Here is a 15,822-nt window from a genome sequence, read left to right on the forward strand (position 1 = left end):
TCCCTCCAGGGGTGGAGGATTTCGATGTTCAAAGGCCTGAAGCGCGCGATCCTGTTCGCGATCGCGATCCTTGCGGCATCCGCCGCGAGCCCTGCTCATGCCGAATGGCGCAAGGCGGAAAGCCCGCATTTCGTCGTCTATTCCCAGGGCAGCGAACACGCCCTGCGACGGTACATCCGCAATCTCGAGATTTACGATTTCATCCTGCGGGCGCGCATGGGTTTGCCAGCCGAGACCGCCGGCCGGAAGCTGCCGATCTATCTGGTGAATGGTCGATCGGGCCTGCTGCAGATCAATCCGACGAGCGGCCAGAACGTGGCCGGGACCTATTTCCCGGTCGGGGAGGATATTTTCGCCGCCGCCTTCAACGATCGCGAACAGGACTATCTCTTCCACGAGTATTTCCACCACTTCAGCTATCAGATGGCGTCCACGGCAGGGTATCCGGCCTGGCTGCTTGAGGGTCTCGCCGAGTATTTCATGACCGCGGAGGTCTCGGAGACCTCCGTCAAGATCGGCGGGTACAACGAGGGCCGGGTGTATGGGCTGTTCGACGCGACCTGGCTGCCGCTCGAAGATCTCCTGACCAAACGGGTCGGCGAAGTGCGCCGCACCCATCAACCCAGCTACTATCCGGTGGCCTGGCTGATGACCCACTGGTTCATGAGCGACGACACCCGCCGCGCCCAGTTGGCCGCCTATATCCGGGACATTCAGCAGGGTGGGGAATCCGTCGCCGCGATGGAAAAGGCGACAGGCCTGACAATGGACCAGATCCGTCAGGAACTCCGTCGCTACCGCAGGCTCACGATCGAGCACTATACGGCGGAATTTCCCGAGACGCCGATAACGGTCACGCGGCTACCCCGCTCGGCCGACGATCTGCTGCTTATCGGCCAGCGGCTGAAAATCGGGGTTGCTGAAGACAAACGGGCGGAGACCGCCGAACTCGTCCGCCGTTTGGCGGCCCGGCATCCCGGCGACCCCTTCGCCATGCTCCAGCTCGGCCACGCCGAATTGCATTTCGGTGATCCGGAAGCGGGGGAAGGTGTCCTGCTCCGCCTTCTCGAGCAGGAGCCAGAGAACATCGAGGCGCTACAACTGATGGCGACCCGGTTCATGCGCCTCGCCGAAGAGCGACCTGAGGCGGCGGTATCCCTGATGAGGCAGGCCCGGAGCTACCTTGCGCGCGCTTATGCCGCCGATCCGGCGCAGTACTACACGCTGCAGCTGCTGGCGGAGTCGCGGCAGGTGGAAGAGAATTATCCGACCGAGAACGATCTCGTAACCTGGGATCAGGCCTTTCAGCTCGCCCCCCAACTCGCGGCGATCCGCCTCGGATACGCCAACGCCATGATGCAGGCGGAAGAGTTCGACGAGGCCGTGATCCTGCTGCGGCCCCTGGCCAATGCCGCACACGGGGGCCGCGCCGCCGAGATGGCCGCCGGGTTGATGGACCGTGCGAAAAACCGGCAGCGACCGCTCACCGCCGAAGAACTGGAGGCGGCCTCCGCCGACGAAGTCCCGGAGGAGGGTGACGGCGAGGGTGAGGAGCCGGCTCCGCCCGAGGCCTAGACCAGCACGTTGAAAACCACGTGCACCACGGTCGCGCCGAGGACGATGACGCCGAAGCCGACGATCAGGCTGACGGCGGGGTGGGGACCGCCTTCAGGGCGGGGGTCGGCGGGATGGTCGTGAGCCATGGCCGTTCCTTTTGCGTTTCCAAAGGCGGCGCCCGATTGCGTGACCGGGCGTCTCGCCTGACACGACAATGACTCCGAAAGCCCTTCGTTGCGAGGGGGTATACGCATCGGGTGACATCCGGGCCCGTCCGGGGTAACTCGCGCGACCCAACGGATAGAACATGTCGAAGCTCACCCTCGAACAGGAGGCCCTGCGCCGCAGGACCTTCGCCATCATCGCGCACCCCGACGCCGGCAAGACCACGCTGACCGAGCACATCCTGCTGGCCGGCGGAGCCATCCGCGCGGCCGGCGCCGTGCGTGCGCGCGGCGAGAACCGGCGCACCCAGTCCGACTGGATGAAGATCGAGAAGGAACGCGGCATCTCCGTCTCGGCGTCGGTGATGACGTTCGAGCACACCACGAAAGACGGTGGGGCCAAGATGTTCAACCTGCTGGACACGCCGGGCCACGAGGACTTCTCGGAAGACACCTACCGCACCCTGACGGCGGCCGACTGCGCCATCATGGTGCTGGACGCGGCCAAGGGCATCGAGCCGCAGACGCTGAAGCTTTTCGAGGTCTGCCGCCTGCGCGACATCCCGATCATCACCTTCATCAACAAGCTGGACCGCGAGGCCCGGGACCCTATGGCCCTGCTGGACGAAATCGCCAGCCGGCTGCAGCTGGACCCCGCCCCGATCTGGTGGCCGGCGGAGAGCGGCAATCGTCTGCGCGGCATGGTCGAGATGGGCACGGGCAGGTTCCAGCCCTACGCCCGCAAGCCCGCCGGCGCCGCCGAGGACGTGCCCCACCCGGAAGCCCTGCCGCTGACCGAGGCCGGCCGCTATTTCGAGGAGGGCGAGCACGAGGCCCTGATGGAGGCGCAGGAGCTGGTCGAGGCGGGCTATCCGACCTTCGACCGCCAGTCCTTCCTCGAGGGCCATATGACGCCGGTGCTGTGGGGCTCGGCCCTGCGCCACTTCGGCATCGACGAACTGCTGGCCGCGATCGGCGAATGGGCCCCGGCGCCCAAGGTCATGAAGGCGCGCAAGGAAGCCCCGCCGGAGACCCGCAACGCCCCCGCCCCGGTCGATCTGACCGTGGAGCCCGGTGCGGCAGAGGTGACCGGTTTCGTGTTCAAGGTCCAGGCCAACATGGACCCCAACCACCGCGACCGCATCGCCATGTTCCGCATGGCCTCGGGCCAGTTCCGCCGCGGCATGAAGCTGAAGGTGCAGAACACCGGCAAGCAGCTGTCGGTGAACGCCCCGATCATGTTCTTCGCCTCGGACCGCGAACTGGCCGAGGACGCCTTCGCCGGCGACGTCATCGGCATTCCGAACCACGGCGTGCTGCGCGTCGGCGACAGCCTGTCGGAGAGCGGACTGATCCGCTTCGCCGGCCTGCCCAACTTCGCGCCGGAAATCCTGCAGCGGGTCCGGGTCAAGGATCCGCTCAAGGCCAAGCATCTGAAGAAGGCGCTGGACGGCCTGGCCGAGGAGGGCGTGACCCAGCTGTTTCGCCCCGAGCTGGGTTCGGACTTCATCGTCGGCGCCGTCGGCCAGCTGCAATTCGAGGTCATGGCCGACCGGCTGGGCGAGGAATACGGGCTGGAGGTCGTGTTCGAACCCTCGCCCTGGGCCGAGGCCCGCTGGATCGGCGGCGCCAAGGCCGATCTCGAGGACTTCATGGGCAAGTACCGCGGCCAGATGGCCCGCGACATCGACGACGACCCGGTCTTCCTCGCCAAGTCGAGCTGGGAGACCGGCTATGTGATGGAGCGGTTCCCGCAGGTAGCCTTCACGAAGACGAAGGAGCGGGGCTGAGCCCGCTCAGGCCTTGTTGATCGATACGCCTCCGTCCACGGGCATGGCGCTGCCGGTTACGAAGCTTGAGGCGTCCGAGGCGAGGAACAGCGCCGCCCGGGCGATCTCGTCGGGATGGGCCATCCGCTTCAGGGCGTGCATGCCTTCGACGAAGGCGATGATTTCCGGCGTATTGGCGAACTCGCGGCCGGCTGGCGTATCCGTACCGCCGGGCAGGAGGGCGTTGCAGCGGACTCCCCTGGCCCCGAACTCTGCGGCGATGACCCTGGTCAGACCGATCATCCCGGCCTTGGCGGCGGCGTAGGCGCCCATTCCGGGCATGCCGATAGTGTGGCCGACAAAGCTGGAAGTCAGGATCAGCGAGCCGCCGCCGCGATCAAGCATCGCTGGAATCTGGTGCTTGGCGCCGAGGAAGGCGCCGGTGAGGTTGATCTCAAGCGTCGCTCGCCACCGGTCCAGTGCGATCTCCGTGACCGGCTCGTTGTCGCCAACCGAACCGGCGTTGTTAAGGGCGATGTCGAGACCGCCGAACCGATCGACGGCCACGGCCACCAGCCGTTCGGCGACGGCCTCGTCACGAACGTCTCCCGCCACGGCAACGGCCCGGCCGCCCTGGGAGGCGATGGAGTGGACAAGGCGGTCGAGTTCCGGCTCACGGCGCGCGGAAACGACCACCGCCGCGCCCTCGCGGGCGAAGAGGCGCGCTGTCGCCTCGCCGATGCCAGAGCTAGCTCCCGTGACGATGGCGACCTTGCCGGCGAGAATGGACATGAGGGGCTCCGCGTTCGTTGGGGGAGCCCGGATCTCGCATGCCCCACACGGCGCTTCTGGCGGAGTCCGGCCCCGTCATCCCTCCCCTCGGCCGAGGACCAGCAGGTCGCAGTCGCCGTATGTCGGGCCCTCAGGCCCGGCGGCGATCTCGGCGTCCATGCGGCGGAAGCCTTCCTCGATCTCGGCCTCGTCGAGGTGTTCGAAGGTCGAGATGGCGCGGGTGCGCAGGCGGCGGGAGGACTCCGCGAGGCTGTCGGTGAACCGCTCGCGCAGCGTGTCGAGGGCAAGGGGCTGCAGCCCGACCGCCGCGAACAGGTCCGTGACCTCCGCGAGTGTCGGGAACATCTTGAGTTCGACGGCGCGGGCGCGGGGGAACCAGCGGTGCCAGTGCACCTCGGGCATCCGGTCGGAGAAATGGCTGCGGATCAGCAGCCGGCCGCCGGGCTTGAACACGCGGCGGATTTCTCCCGCGGCGGCGGGGCGGTCGCGCACATGGTGGAACGACAGGAACATCAGCGCCAGGTCGCAGGTCTCGTCCGGCAGGGGGATCGCCTCGGCCCGCCCGGCGAGATAGCGCACCGCCTTGGTGTGCGGCGCCGCTTCGGCCTGTTCCCGCATCCGGTCGAAGGGCTCGACGCCGTAGACCGGTCCGCCGAACACCTCGGCCAGCAAAGGCGTGAAGCGACCGGTGCCGGAGCCGAGGTCGAGGCAGGTCAGCGGGCGGGCGGCCGGCGCGCGGGCGGCGAAGGCGTCGGCCCACAGCTTTCGGCTGGCGGCAGGCAGTTCGCGCCCCACCTGATAGGTCTGGTGCTGGCGCTGGTCGTAGTCGACGGCGTCGATCATCTCGCTCCTCCCGGTTGGCCGACCAGCGAATGCCTGTCTTGCCCGTGACCGCCTAACGACTTATCGGACGCTGTTCGTGAGTTTTTCGCACATGAAGCCAGCCACCCCTGCACCGTCAGCAGCCTACCTGCCATTGAAGGCGCTGCAGGCTTTCGAGGCGACGATGCGGCTGGGCGGAATAGGCCGGGCGGCGGAGCGGCTGGGCGTCACCCACGGAGCGGTCAGCCGTCAGATCGGCCTGTTGCAGCAGACGCTCGGCCATCCGCTGTTCGAGGGCCCGCGCAACGCCCGGCGGCCCACCGCCGAGGCGGAGCGGCTGTGGCGGGAGATCGCACCGGCCTTCGCCGCCCTGGAGCAGGCGGTGGCCGGCCGGGGCCGGGCCGGACGACGGGTGCGGGTGTCGTGCCTGTCGACGCTGGCGGCCCGCTGGCTGATCCCTCGTCTGCCGGACTTCGCCGCCGCCGCGCCGGGCGTGGTGGTCGAGTTGACTGAATCCTACGCGCCGCTGGACCGCACCCTCGGCGGCGCCGATCTGGCTATCCGCATGTTGGCGCCAGACACGCCCTGTCCCGAGGGACTGGAGGCGAGGCCGTTCATGAACAATGCGATCGGCATGGTCGCCGCGCCTGGCGCCGCGTCCGACGTCCGGCTGGTCTCGCGGTCGCATCCGGCGGCCTGGGCCAATTGGTCCCCCCTGACCGGCCAGCCGGCGCCCGCAGGAGGTCCGGTCGAGTTCGATCACCAGCAGACCATGATCGAGGCGGCGGCGGCGGGGCTGGGCGCGGCTGTGGCTCAGCGCCCCCTCGTCGAGGCCGATCTCGCCGCCGGCCGGCTGGTCGCACCCCACGGCTTCGTCAGCGACGGCGCCGTATTCGCCGCCTTCCACCGCCGGGGCGAAGCGGGACCGTCGACGCGGCGGTTCCTCGCCTGGCTGGAGGCGCCGGGTCAGAAGATCTGACCGCTTCCACCGCCCCGATCGAAACACCTTCACGGCGAAGCCGAACCCCCGGGGCGGCGCTGCGTTTGCAAGGACAGCGAGAGGGACGGCTGTCAGTCCCGAAGCGGGACGGAGCGCGGGTCACCCATGTTCGAATTCGGCCGGGACCTGAGGAAGCTGTTCGACAAGGCGCGCGAAAGCGACGACCTCGGTTGGCTGGAGCTGATCGGCGCGGACCTGGTCGAGGCCGAGGCGCGCCGCGAGGCGGTCGACGCCGGCCGCGTCTCCTGCGCCCGCCCGTTCGACAGCTGGATCCGGGCCTCGGGCCTGTGGCGCGAACACGCGCGGCGGACAGGACGACGCGAGAGCCTCGACCGGGCGGCGAAATGCGCCTCTGACGCGGCCCGCCACACCACCACCCCGGACCAGACCGCCGCGGCGGCGATCGAGTCCGGAGAGATTCACCTGCTGCGCTTCGACCTGTTCGGCGGACCGGCGGCCCTGACGGCGGCGCTCGCCGACGCCCAGTCGCTGACCGCCGAGCGGCCGGTCACCCGGGCCGCGGCGGCGGCGCTGCACGCCCGGCTGTGCGCCCGGCGCGCGCGGCTGTCAGGATCGCCTTCGAATCTGCTCGACGCCGCGGCCCTGCTGGACGCCGCGCTGCATGGCGCCCGGGCCCTGCCGTCGACCGCGGGAGACGAGCTGCGGCTGGACCGCGCGGCGCTGGCGCTGGAGGCGGGCGTGGCGCGGCGCGACGGCCGCCTGCTGGACCAGGCCGGACGCGATCTGCGCGCCCTCGTCGAGGCGGCCTCGCCCGACTATCGGCCCCTGACGCGGGCGAGAGCGCTGGCTCTGGCCGGAGCCGGGTTGATGGCCTTGGCTGACCTGGCCGGAAACGACGCCGCGCGGGTGCAGGGCCGGGCGCTTTTCGACGCCGCCGCCGACCAGTTCACACCGGACCACAGCCCGCTCGACTGGGTGGCCGTGCGCCTCGCCCAGGCGCAGGCCGACACCCCGCTGTTGCTGCTCGCCGAGGCCGAGGCGCTGAGCCGTGAGCCGGGGCTGATCCTCGGCGCCCTCGCCCGCGAGCGCCGGTTGGCCGCCGAGGCCGGGCTGGCCGAGACGACGGCCGATATCGAGGCCCTCGCGAGGCTCGAGGCGATCGTCCGGCGCCGGCTGGCGGACACGGCCCGTACCGAGCCGCTCGACTGGGCCGCCGACCAGATCGGCATGGCCCATCTGGCCATGGCCCGGAGCCGGCTGACCGGAACCGCGCCGCGCGCCGTCGGACTGATGCTCGCCGAGGCGATGGAGACGGCCCGCGAATGCGGCGCTCCGGCGCTGACGCAGCGGGCGGTGCTGGCGACGCCGGAGGCGGCGGCGAGGGCCTGAGCCCTAACCGCCCAGCGCCACAAAGCCACCGTTGGCGAAGCAGGACTTGCCGTAGCGCAGCGGCTGGCCGTCCTCGGCCATGACGCGGCCGCCGGCGGCCTCCAGCACCGCCTGCCCGGCCGCCGTATCCCATTCCGAGGTCGGACCGGTGCGCGGATAGGCGTCGAAGCGCCCCTCGGCGATCAGGCAGAACTTGAGCGAGGAATCCGTGCCCTGCCACTGCACGCAGCCATGGCGGGAGGCGAGGCGTTCGGCCTCGACGTCGCTCATCGAGTGGCTCATCACCGCCGTCGGCGACGCGGGCCGGTTGCGCACCCGGATCGGCTGCCACGCCTCGCCAAAACGGCGGCGGAAGGCGCCGGCGCCCTTGCCTCCGCTGCGCCAGGTAGTGGCGGTGGCCGGGGCGGTGACGACACCCGCCACGACCTTGCCCTTGTGCACCAGGGCGATGTTGACGGTGAAGCTCTCCCGGCCCTCGATGAAGCCGCGGGTGCCGTCCAGCGGATCGATCAGCCAGAACCACTCGGCGGCCTCGGCCGGCGCGCCGTCGGCGGCGACCGCCTCCTCGGCCACGGTCTGGACGCCGGGATACAGCGCCTCCAGCCGCTCAAGGATCAGGGCCTCGGCCTCGCGGTCGGCGCGGGTCACGGGGCTGTCGTCGGCCTTGGCCTCGGCCGCCACGCCGTTGCGCCAGTAGGGAAGGATGACGCGGGCGGCGTCCTCGGCGATGTCGGCCAGCGCCTCGGTCAACGCACCGGAGGCGAGGTCGGCGGTCAGTCGTTTGCTCATGGCCGCTCCGATAGACCATCGCGGCGGTTTGAAGAACCGGCAAATCAGGGCAGCGTCCGCGCGACCGATCACCTGTTGTTTTCGAGCCCGATGACCGACACCGCCGCCCCCTCCTCTCTCCCCGACGGCCAGGCCCTCGCCGCGCTGGTCGCCGGCAAGCTGTGCCACGACTTCATCAGCCCGGCCGGGGCGATCAACTCGGGGCTGGACCTGCTCAAGGACCCGACCGCCCAGGACATGCGCGACGACGCCATGGGCCTGATCGAGGCCAGCGCGAAGAAGATGGTGGCGCTGGTGTCCTTCGCCCGGGTGGCGTTCGGGGCCTCGACCTCCGCCGAACGGTTTTCGGGCGCCGAGCTCGGTGAGCTGGTCGCCGGCCTGACCGAAGGCGGCCGGGCCACGCTGGAGTGGCGGGTCGACGGCGGCGACTATTCGAAGGCCCAGGCGCGGGCGCTGGTGAACCTCGCGTATCTGACCATGGCGGCGCTGCCCTCCGGCGGGGCGGCGGTCATCTCGACGAGCCGGGGCGACGGCCTGACGATCACCGGCGTGGCCGAGGGCGCGCGGGCCCGGCTCAAGCCCGAGGCGGTGGCCGGTCTGGCGGGGCGTCCGCTGGCCGAGGGCCTGCCGGGGCAGTGGATCCAGCCCTACTGGCTGTGGTTGACCGCTCACGACGCCGGAGGCTCGCTGGATGTCCAGGCCGACGAGGGCCGCGTGGCCCTGACCCTCCACATGCCTAACTGACCCTTAAGCCGGTTTCCCAAGGACTCGTTAACCGGCGCGCGGCGATGATAAGGCTAACGCCGAACGTGCGTTGAGCGTCAGTTCCGGAACCCAGTCCTTGACCCCCAGAACCTGCCTGATCGTCGACGACAGCCGGATCATCCGGAAGGTCGCGCGGCGCATCGTCGAAGGACTCGGCTTCGAGGTCGACGAGGCGGCGGACGGATCCGAGGCCCTGACCTTCTGCGCCGGCGTCATGCCCGAGGTCATCCTGCTCGACTGGTCGATGCCTGTGATGGACGGGCTGACCTTCCTGCGCCGCCTGCGGACCATGCCGGGCGGAGGCGGACCCAAGGTGCTGTTCTGCACCATCGAGACGCGCGCCGAACGCATCGCCGAGGCCCTGTCGGCCGGCGCGGACGACTATGTGATGAAGCCGTTCGACGGCGAGATCCTGACTTCGAAATTCGCCGAGGTGGGGGCCGTCTGAACCCATGTCGCCGGACTCCTTCGATCGCCTGCAGTCGCTGATGGCGTCGCGCGCCGGGTTCCGGCTGACGCGCGACCGCATGAAGCTGGCCGAACACCGGCTGGGCCCGCTGGCGCGGCGCGAGGGGTACGAGACTGTCGACGACCTGCTGGCCTCGCTGTGGGCCAAGCCGGTGGCGGGGCTGGGCTGGGCGGTGATCGAGGCGCTGCTTAATCCGGAGACCTGGTTCCGCCGCGACCGGCCGACCTTCGACACCTTCGCCAGCGAACTGCTGCCCGCGCTCTCCACCGCCCGCGGCGGGGCTCCGGTCAAGATCTGGTCGGCGGGGTGCTCGACCGGACAGGAAGCCTGGTCGCTGGCCATCGGCGCCATGGATGCGGGCTTCCCGATCGAGATCGTCGCCACCGACCTGTCCCAGCGCGCGTTGGAGAAGGCCCGCTCGGGAGCCTACACCGGTTTCGAGATCCAGCGCGGCCTCAGGGCCGGGACCATGCTGGCCTGGTTCGACCAAGCCGAAGACAACTGGATCGCCAAGCCCCAGCTGCGCGCGGCGGTGCATTTCGCCCGCGCCAATCTGCTGGACCCGCCGGCCGACGACCACCGCTTCGACGTCATCTTCTGCCGCCACGTGCTGGGCGACATGGAGCCGGCCCGCCGCGGCGCGGTGCTGGACAACCTCGAGCGGCGCCTCGTCGACGATGGCTGCCTGTTCCTCGGCATCGACGAGAGCCTGGACGGAGACAGCCTCGCCTTCCGCGCGGTGGCCGGGCGGCCGGGCCTGTTCGTCAAGGCGCCGGGGGCGCTCCGGCGGGCCGCCTGAGCGGGAGGGCCGCCGGCCGGCGGCCAGATGATCACCCCCGATCCCGAAGGAGTTCAAAGGGGTCGCGTGGTCACGGACGACCGGATGCAGCGATCTCCCGACCCGGATGCCAGCCGTGACGGCCGTCACGCGCAGGCATGACCGTTCTCCTGTTCAACGGCACGGCGCCTCACTTCCAGGCGCCTGGAGAATGGTCATGAGGAATTTGATTGCAGCCGCCGCCCTGGCGGGCGTGGCGGTCACCGCCTGCGCCAGCATGCCGCCCGTCACCGTGCAGTATTATCCGACCACCGGTTCGACGGATGTCACGGTCCTCGAAACCTTGGCGTGCACCCCGGATCGGATGGGGATCGTGGCGGTTTACGCGCTGAAGCCGGAGACCCGATATTTCCGCGCGCCAAACGCACACAGCGTCGCCCTGCGCCAGGTCATCCCGGCGTGGAGCGACGGGTCCGCCGGCTTCACCTTCTACGAGGACGGACGGCTGAAGAGCATCAATTCGACGGCCACGGGACGAGGCGAGGAAATCATCAAGGCCGCCATCGGCCTCATTTCAGTAGCGGCGGGCGTCCCCGCGGCGGCGGCTACCGGTCAGAAGAGCGCCGGGGACGAGCCCCCTCAGCGGAGCCTCTGCGACGGGAAATTCGACGCCGACGGCAAGGGCGTGCTGACCATCGAACATACGGCGAGCTTCGATCATGACGAGTTCACGCCCGGGAATGTCACCCTGAGCATGACCCAGCGCAACCGGGAAATCCGCTCGTCCTTCGGGGCCGCCCTTCCGACGCTCCGACTGACAGCTGGCGATCCGCGTCGCCTCTCTCCGACCGCCGTCTATACCGGCCAGGCGGACCCCTACCTCGTCATGCTCCCGCTGAACCACACTGCGGCGGTCGATCTGGTCCTGACGACGCTCAGTGACGAAACGATCACGAGCACGATCGTCATCGCCGAGTCCGATGAGTATGAAATCCCGCTGCCGCGCGCCGCGCCGTTCGGAGAAAACTCCCTGTCGCTCGGCCTGGCCGAATCGGGGGCCGTCACCGCCCTCACCTACGGCACGAAGAGCGGCGTCGCCGGAGCCGCGAACGGCGGGGCCACGATCCTTGGCCTGTTCGGGGAAGACAGCGCCGCCGTTCAGGCCGCCGAGGTCAAGGGCGAGGCCGATCTGATCGCCCAGCTGCAGCGTCTCGCCCGCTGCCGCGCCGATCCCGCCAGCTGCATCTAGCCGGGCCCACACTCCAGCGTCCTCCCTGATGACGGACCCTGCCCGCACCGCTAGGGTCAGGCCGTCATCGGGGAGGATGTCTGATGCGGCTGTTCTGGCTGACCGGATCGCTGGCGCTCGCGCTGCTCGTCGGGATCATGTCGTTGCAGGTCCCCTCCCCGGCTGGGCGGGGTGCACCCGCGACGGCCTTCTCGGCGGAGCGGGCCATGGTCGACGTGCGCGAGCTGGCGCAACGGCCGCATCCGGTCGGCTCACCCGACCACGCCAGGGTGCAGGGGGTCCTGCTGCGGAGGATGGCGGCGCTCGGACTCCAGACCTCGACCCAGACCGGGCCGATCGCGCGCGGGGCGGCGGACTATCTGCGCCGGATGGGCGGCGATCCCGAGGCGGCGAACTTCACGGCTGTGAACCTGATCGGCGTACTGCCGGGGCGCAACCCCGCCCTGCCCGCCGTGGCCCTGATGGCCCACTACGACACCGTGCCGATGTCGGCTGGGGCGGCCGACGATTCCGCCGGGGTCGCGGCGGCGCTCGAAACCGTTCGGGCGATCCGGGCGCGGGGACCAGCCGACCGGACGCTGGTGGTCCTGTTCACCGACGCCGAGGAGATCGGCATGGAGGGGGCGCGGGCCTTCTGGGGCGACCACCCGCTGCGCGACCGGATCGGCGCGGTGATCAATCTGGAGGCGCGCGGCGGCGGCGGCCGGGCCATGATGTTCGAGACCGGGCGCGGCAATGCGGAGACCATCGCCCTGTTCAGCCGGGCGGGCGTGCGCGCCGAGGGCGGCGTCACCTCGAATTCGCTGGCGGTGTTCGTCTATGAGCGGATGCCCAACGGCACCGACTTCACCATCCCCAAACGCCGGGGCGTGCAGGGCCTGAACCTCGCCTTCATCGGACGGCCGGAACAGTACCACGCGAGCTCCACGCCGGAGGCTCTGGATCGCGGCGCGGTGCAGCACCTCGGTTCGCAGGCGCTGGAAAGCGCGGACGCCCTGCTGCGCGCCGACGCGCTGCCCGCAAGCGGCGCCAATGCGGTCTACGCCGACCTGTTCGGGCGGGTGGTCGTCAGCCATCCACCGGCGGTGGGCTGGGCCCTTCTGGCGCTGGCCCTCGCGCTGTCTGCAACAGCGGTGTGGCGCGCGCGGGCGCGGGCGGGGCTGACCTTGGCCGATGTCGGGCGAGGAGCGCTGGACGGGATCTGGTTCCTGGCCGTCGGCCTCGTTCTCACCCACGCGGTGCGGACGCTGGCGGGACCGATGACCCACCGGGCGGACAGCGCCGAGGCCTACTACACCCTGCTGGCGCGCCTGCCGTGGATGGAGGCCGGGGCGGCGCTGACCGTGCTGGCGCTCGGCATGGCGCTGCTGGGCGGCCGAAGCCGGCCGGACCCGAGGGTCACGGCGACCGCCCTCGCCGCCATGGCCGTCGTCGGGCTCACGCTGGGAGGGTTCGGCAATCCGATCGTCATCGGGGCGTCGATGGCGGCCGTCGGCCTGTCGCTGCTTCCCGGACTGGCCGCGCGCACGGCGTGGGGCGGCTGGATCGGTCTGATCGGCCTCGTGCTGGCCGTCGGCGCCGTGGCCCAGACGGTCGCGCCGGAAGCCGCCTTCCTGTTCCTGTGGCCGGGTCTGCTGGCGGCCGCCGGGGCGGCGTTGGCGGCGGTCCTCGATCCCGGCCTGACCCGGGCGCCGTCGCTGGTCCCGATCTCCGTGACGGCGACTCTCGGCGGCGGCTGGCTGATCGGCCTGTCCCATCCGGTGTTTCTCGGCATCGGTCTCGACCTGCCGGGCGTGCTGGTGCTGGTGGGGCTGCTGGTGCTCATGCTGGTGCGGCCGCTGTCGCCCGAGCGCGGCGCGGTCAGGCCGTGGCTGATGGCTGCGCTGGCGGTGCTGGTGCTCGGCGCGGCCGTGTCGGGCTGGGCGCGCATGGCCCAGCCGATGCCGCCCGCTCCCGCCGTCGCCGGGGCGGCCTGAGGTGAAGGACCCGCTCTACATCGACGACCTCCATGTCGGTCAGACCTTCGTGACCGGTTCGGTCACCGTCACCGCCGACGCCATCAAGGCCTTCGCGCGGGAATACGATCCCCAGCCTTTCCATCTGGACGAGGCGGCGGCGCGGGACAGTCTGTTCGGAGGGCTGGCGGCCAGCGGCTGGCACACGGCGGCGCTGAGCATGCGGCTGATGGTCGACGGCCTGCCCTTCGCCGGCGGCCTCGTCGGCGTCGGCGGCGAAACCACATGGCCGCGCCCGACCCGCCCGGGCGACACCCTGACCGTCCATGTCGAGGTGCTCGAGATCATTCCGTCGAAGTCGCGGCCTGAGCGCGGCATCGTCCGCACCCGCCACGAGACCCGCAACCAGCATGGCGAGGCGGTGCAGATATCCCACCTCGGCATCGTGGTGTGGCGGCGGCAGGCCGGAGTCTGACCCTCAGCCGCCGTCGGCCCACACCGTCTTGTAGAGATCAAAGCGGCGGTCGCGCAGGTTGCGCACCGTGCCCTGCGACTTGGCCCAGGCCAGATCGGAAAGATCGAGGTCGGCCACGGTGACCGTCTCGACGTTCTCGCTGGCCTCGGCGGCCACCCCGTCGCGCGCGAACGGAAAGTCGCACGGCGTCAGGATGCAGGACTGGGCGTACTGGACGTCCATGTTCTCGACATTGGGCAGATTGCCGACGTTGCCCGACAGGATGACGTAGCACTGGTTCTCGATGGCCCGGGCCTGCGAACAGTAGCGGACCCGCAGATAGCCCTGCCGGTTGTCCGTGCAGAAGGGCACGAACAGCAGCCGCGCCCCCTCGTCCACCAGCCGCCTGGCCAGCTCGGGGAACTCCGAGTCATAGCAGATCAGCACCCCGATCGGTCCGCAATCGGTGGGGATGGCATGGACGCGGTCGCCGCCCTTGATGTTCCACCAGTGGCGCTCGTTCGGCGTCGGGTGGATCTTCTCCTGGGCGTGAACCGATCCGTCGCGCAGGAAGACGTAGGCGACGTTCTGAATGTCGTCATCCTCGGTCCGCGTCGGGTGAGAGCCGCCGATGATGTTGATGTTGTACTCGACCGCCATCTTCCGCAGCGCCTCAACGAAGCGGGGCGTATAGCGGGTCAGGGCCTCGATCGACTCGACCGGCGACAGCTTCTTCGACTCCAGCGACAGTAGCTGGAGGGTGAACAGCTCCGGGAACACCACGAAGTCCGAGCGGTAGTCCGAGGTGACGTCGACGAAATACTCGATGTTCGCGATGAACTCCTCGAAGCTGGCGACCTTGCGGGCCTGCAGCTGCACCGTCGCCACCCGCACCGTCTCCTTGACCGCGAACGCCGCGCCCCGGCCGTGCGTCTCCGCGTAGTAGGGATTGCGCCAGACCATGTGGGCCGCGTGACCCATCGAGGCGGCGTCTGAACTCAGGTAGTTCTCCAGCACCCCGATCGGCTCGAAACCGGAGCGCATGTGGAAACCGATGACGGGGTCGTTCAGCTTGCGCGCCGTGACCGCGTCCAGATAGTCGCGCGGGTCCGGCCAGGCCGCCTTGCGCCGCGCCAGCCCCGGCATGCGGCCTCCGAAGACGATGCCCTTCAGGTTCTGGGCCTCGCACAGGTCGCGCCGGGCGTCGTACAGCCGCTGGCCGATACGAAGCCGGCGTCGGTCGGGATCGACACACACCTCCATGCCGTAGAACCAGTCGCCGAGGGGGTCGTGCCGCGCCGCATAGCCGCCGCCGGTGATCTGGGTCCAGGTGTGGGGCGACATCGCCGTCTTCTCGTCGATGCGGAAGCCGGCGGCGTAGCCGACGATCTCGTCATCGTACTCGACCACGAACTGCCCGTCGGGATAGGCCGCGATCTGGCCGCGCAGCATGCCCGGCGTATAGGCCGGCATGTCCTTGTAAACCTTGGCGACGAGGGCGGAGATGGCGTCGACGTCGCCGAGGCGGGCGTTGCGGATGTTGAGGATGGCGGATTTGCGGGGCTTCTTCATCGCCCCTGAACGCACGGCGGCGCGCGTGGATCAACTCGGACCGCTGGAATACGTCAAAATCGGTCGTAAGCCCCGACGCTCTGAAAAGAACATATTGGCAACGGGAACAAACCGTGCACATATCCCTGCTCACAGGGAGCGGGTCACGGTCATCGGACCGAAGGCGGGCCTCTCCCCCGGAATACCGATCGGGAATCATGGCAAGGGAGAGTGGCAAGGTGGCAGCGCAGGCGGCATTGAAATTGGTCGGCAAGGACGACGGCGACAAGCAACGGGCTCTGGAGGCGGCGATCGCGCAGATCGACCGCGCCTTCGGCAAGGGCTCGGTGATGAAGCT

General features: G+C 69.8%; 15 protein-coding genes and 1 pseudogene. 11 read left to right on the forward strand and 5 right to left on the reverse strand.

Annotated features, from left to right (window positions below):
• The first annotated feature begins 24 nt into the window (after window positions 1–24).
• Window positions 25–1,575: a hypothetical protein gene (locus VEC04_RS06495; protein WP_324775029.1), complete on the forward strand. Its 1,551-nt coding sequence runs from the start codon at window positions 25–27 to the stop codon at window positions 1,573–1,575.
• On the opposite strand, the gene VEC04_RS06500 is transcribed toward VEC04_RS06495, so the two are convergent.
• Window positions 1,572–1,703: a hypothetical protein gene (locus VEC04_RS06500; RefSeq protein WP_324775031.1), complete on the reverse strand. Its 132-nt coding sequence runs from the start codon at window positions 1,701–1,703 to the stop codon at window positions 1,572–1,574. The genes VEC04_RS06495 and VEC04_RS06500 overlap by 4 nt on opposite strands.
• Before the next feature lie 161 nt (window positions 1,704–1,864).
• Between VEC04_RS06500 and VEC04_RS06505 the strand changes: the two genes are divergently transcribed.
• Window positions 1,865–3,511, forward strand: coding sequence for a peptide chain release factor 3 (locus tag VEC04_RS06505; protein WP_324775033.1), 1,647 nt, complete (start codon window positions 1,865–1,867; stop codon window positions 3,509–3,511).
• 6 nt (window positions 3,512–3,517) lie between these two features.
• Here VEC04_RS06505 and VEC04_RS06510 read toward each other — a convergent pair whose 3' ends face one another.
• Together VEC04_RS06510 and VEC04_RS06515 are read right to left on the reverse strand one after the other, a co-directional pair.
• A complete protein-coding gene (locus tag VEC04_RS06510; protein ID WP_324775036.1) occupies window positions 3,518–4,282 on the reverse strand; it encodes an SDR family oxidoreductase in 765 nt (254 codons plus the stop codon).
• Between the two features lie 75 nt (window positions 4,283–4,357).
• Window positions 4,358–5,125: a class I SAM-dependent methyltransferase gene (locus tag VEC04_RS06515; RefSeq protein WP_324775038.1), complete on the reverse strand. Its 768-nt coding sequence runs from the start codon at window positions 5,123–5,125 to the stop codon at window positions 4,358–4,360.
• A 91-nt stretch (window positions 5,126–5,216) separates the two neighbouring features.
• Between VEC04_RS06515 and VEC04_RS06520 the strand changes: the two genes are divergently transcribed.
• Both VEC04_RS06520 and VEC04_RS06525 read left to right on the forward strand, forming a co-directional pair.
• Complete coding sequence (locus tag VEC04_RS06520; protein ID WP_324775041.1) at window positions 5,217–6,083, forward strand: LysR family transcriptional regulator; 867 nt, start codon at window positions 5,217–5,219, stop codon at window positions 6,081–6,083.
• 126 nt (window positions 6,084–6,209) lie between these two features.
• The gene (locus tag VEC04_RS06525; RefSeq protein WP_324775043.1) at window positions 6,210–7,454 is read left to right on the forward strand and encodes a hypothetical protein; all 1,245 of its coding nucleotides are present in this window, start codon (window positions 6,210–6,212) and stop codon (window positions 7,452–7,454) included.
• 3 nt (window positions 7,455–7,457) lie between these two features.
• Here the strand turns inward: VEC04_RS06525 and cysQ are convergent, their stop codons facing one another.
• Window positions 7,458–8,243, reverse strand: a complete 786-nt coding sequence (gene cysQ, locus VEC04_RS06530) for a 3'(2'),5'-bisphosphate nucleotidase CysQ (protein WP_324775045.1) — start codon at window positions 8,241–8,243, stop codon at window positions 7,458–7,460.
• A gap of 90 nt (window positions 8,244–8,333) precedes the next feature.
• On the opposite strand from cysQ, the gene chpT reads away from it, so the two are divergent.
• The 6 genes from chpT to VEC04_RS06560 all read left to right on the forward strand — a co-directional run bounded on the left by chpT (window position 8,334) and on the right by VEC04_RS06560 (window position 13,934).
• Window positions 8,334–8,987 (forward strand): histidine phosphotransferase ChpT, encoded by a 654-nt coding sequence (chpT, locus tag VEC04_RS06535; RefSeq protein WP_324775047.1) that lies wholly within the window; start codon window positions 8,334–8,336, stop codon window positions 8,985–8,987.
• Between the two features lie 97 nt (window positions 8,988–9,084).
• Window positions 9,085–9,456: a response regulator gene (locus tag VEC04_RS06540; RefSeq protein ID WP_324775050.1), complete on the forward strand. Its 372-nt coding sequence runs from the start codon at window positions 9,085–9,087 to the stop codon at window positions 9,454–9,456.
• A 4-nt stretch (window positions 9,457–9,460) separates the two neighbouring features.
• Window positions 9,461–10,276 (forward strand): protein-glutamate O-methyltransferase CheR, encoded by an 816-nt coding sequence (locus VEC04_RS06545; RefSeq protein ID WP_324775053.1) that lies wholly within the window; start codon window positions 9,461–9,463, stop codon window positions 10,274–10,276.
• Between the two features lie 196 nt (window positions 10,277–10,472).
• On the forward strand, window positions 10,473–11,504 hold the full coding sequence (locus tag VEC04_RS06550; RefSeq protein ID WP_324775056.1) for a hypothetical protein: 1,032 nt from the start codon (window positions 10,473–10,475) through the stop codon (window positions 11,502–11,504).
• Between the two features lie 83 nt (window positions 11,505–11,587).
• Window positions 11,588–13,480, forward strand: coding sequence for a M20/M25/M40 family metallo-hydrolase (locus tag VEC04_RS06555; protein ID WP_324775057.1), 1,893 nt, complete (start codon window positions 11,588–11,590; stop codon window positions 13,478–13,480).
• A gap of 1 nt (window position 13,481) precedes the next feature.
• The gene (locus VEC04_RS06560) at window positions 13,482–13,934 is read left to right on the forward strand and encodes a MaoC family dehydratase (RefSeq protein ID WP_324775059.1); all 453 of its coding nucleotides are present in this window, start codon (window positions 13,482–13,484) and stop codon (window positions 13,932–13,934) included.
• Between the two features lie 3 nt (window positions 13,935–13,937).
• Here the strand turns inward: VEC04_RS06560 and VEC04_RS06565 are convergent, their stop codons facing one another.
• Window positions 13,938–15,485, reverse strand: coding sequence for a GNAT family N-acetyltransferase (locus tag VEC04_RS06565; RefSeq protein WP_324775060.1), 1,548 nt, complete (start codon window positions 15,483–15,485; stop codon window positions 13,938–13,940).
• Between the two features lie 218 nt (window positions 15,486–15,703).
• Here VEC04_RS06565 and VEC04_RS06570 point away from each other — a divergent pair.
• Window positions 15,704–15,822: pseudogene (locus tag VEC04_RS06570) on the forward strand (DNA recombination/repair protein RecA); the annotation flags it as partial.

The organism is Brevundimonas sp., assembly GCF_035626535.1.
Classification (GTDB): domain Bacteria; phylum Pseudomonadota; class Alphaproteobacteria; order Caulobacterales; family Caulobacteraceae; genus Brevundimonas.

Excerpts from the sequence above, each read along its gene's own strand:
- VEC04_RS06525 (WP_324775043.1), top strand. The coding sequence starts at position 6,210 with ATGTTCGAATTCGGCCGGGACCTGAGGAAGCTGTTCGACAAGGCGCGC.
- VEC04_RS06495 (WP_324775029.1), top strand. The coding sequence starts at position 25 with ATGTTCAAAGGCCTGAAGCGCGCGATCCTGTTCGCGATCGCGATCCTT.
- VEC04_RS06520 (WP_324775041.1), top strand. The coding sequence starts at position 5,217 with ATGAAGCCAGCCACCCCTGCACCGTCAGCAGCCTACCTGCCATTGAAG.
- VEC04_RS06555 (WP_324775057.1), top strand. The coding sequence starts at position 11,588 with ATGCGGCTGTTCTGGCTGACCGGATCGCTGGCGCTCGCGCTGCTCGTC.
- VEC04_RS06545 (WP_324775053.1), top strand. The coding sequence starts at position 9,461 with ATGTCGCCGGACTCCTTCGATCGCCTGCAGTCGCTGATGGCGTCGCGC.
- chpT (WP_324775047.1), top strand. The coding sequence starts at position 8,334 with ATGACCGACACCGCCGCCCCCTCCTCTCTCCCCGACGGCCAGGCCCTC.
- VEC04_RS06500 (WP_324775031.1), bottom strand. The coding sequence starts at position 1,703 with ATGGCTCACGACCATCCCGCCGACCCCCGCCCTGAAGGCGGTCCCCAC.
- VEC04_RS06505 (WP_324775033.1), top strand. The coding sequence starts at position 1,865 with ATGTCGAAGCTCACCCTCGAACAGGAGGCCCTGCGCCGCAGGACCTTC.
- VEC04_RS06550 (WP_324775056.1), top strand. The coding sequence starts at position 10,473 with ATGAGGAATTTGATTGCAGCCGCCGCCCTGGCGGGCGTGGCGGTCACC.
- cysQ (WP_324775045.1), bottom strand. The coding sequence starts at position 8,243 with ATGAGCAAACGACTGACCGCCGACCTCGCCTCCGGTGCGTTGACCGAG.
- VEC04_RS06510 (WP_324775036.1), bottom strand. The coding sequence starts at position 4,282 with ATGTCCATTCTCGCCGGCAAGGTCGCCATCGTCACGGGAGCTAGCTCT.
- VEC04_RS06565 (WP_324775060.1), bottom strand. The coding sequence starts at position 15,485 with ATGAAGAAGCCCCGCAAATCCGCCATCCTCAACATCCGCAACGCCCGC.
- VEC04_RS06515 (WP_324775038.1), bottom strand. The coding sequence starts at position 5,125 with ATGATCGACGCCGTCGACTACGACCAGCGCCAGCACCAGACCTATCAG.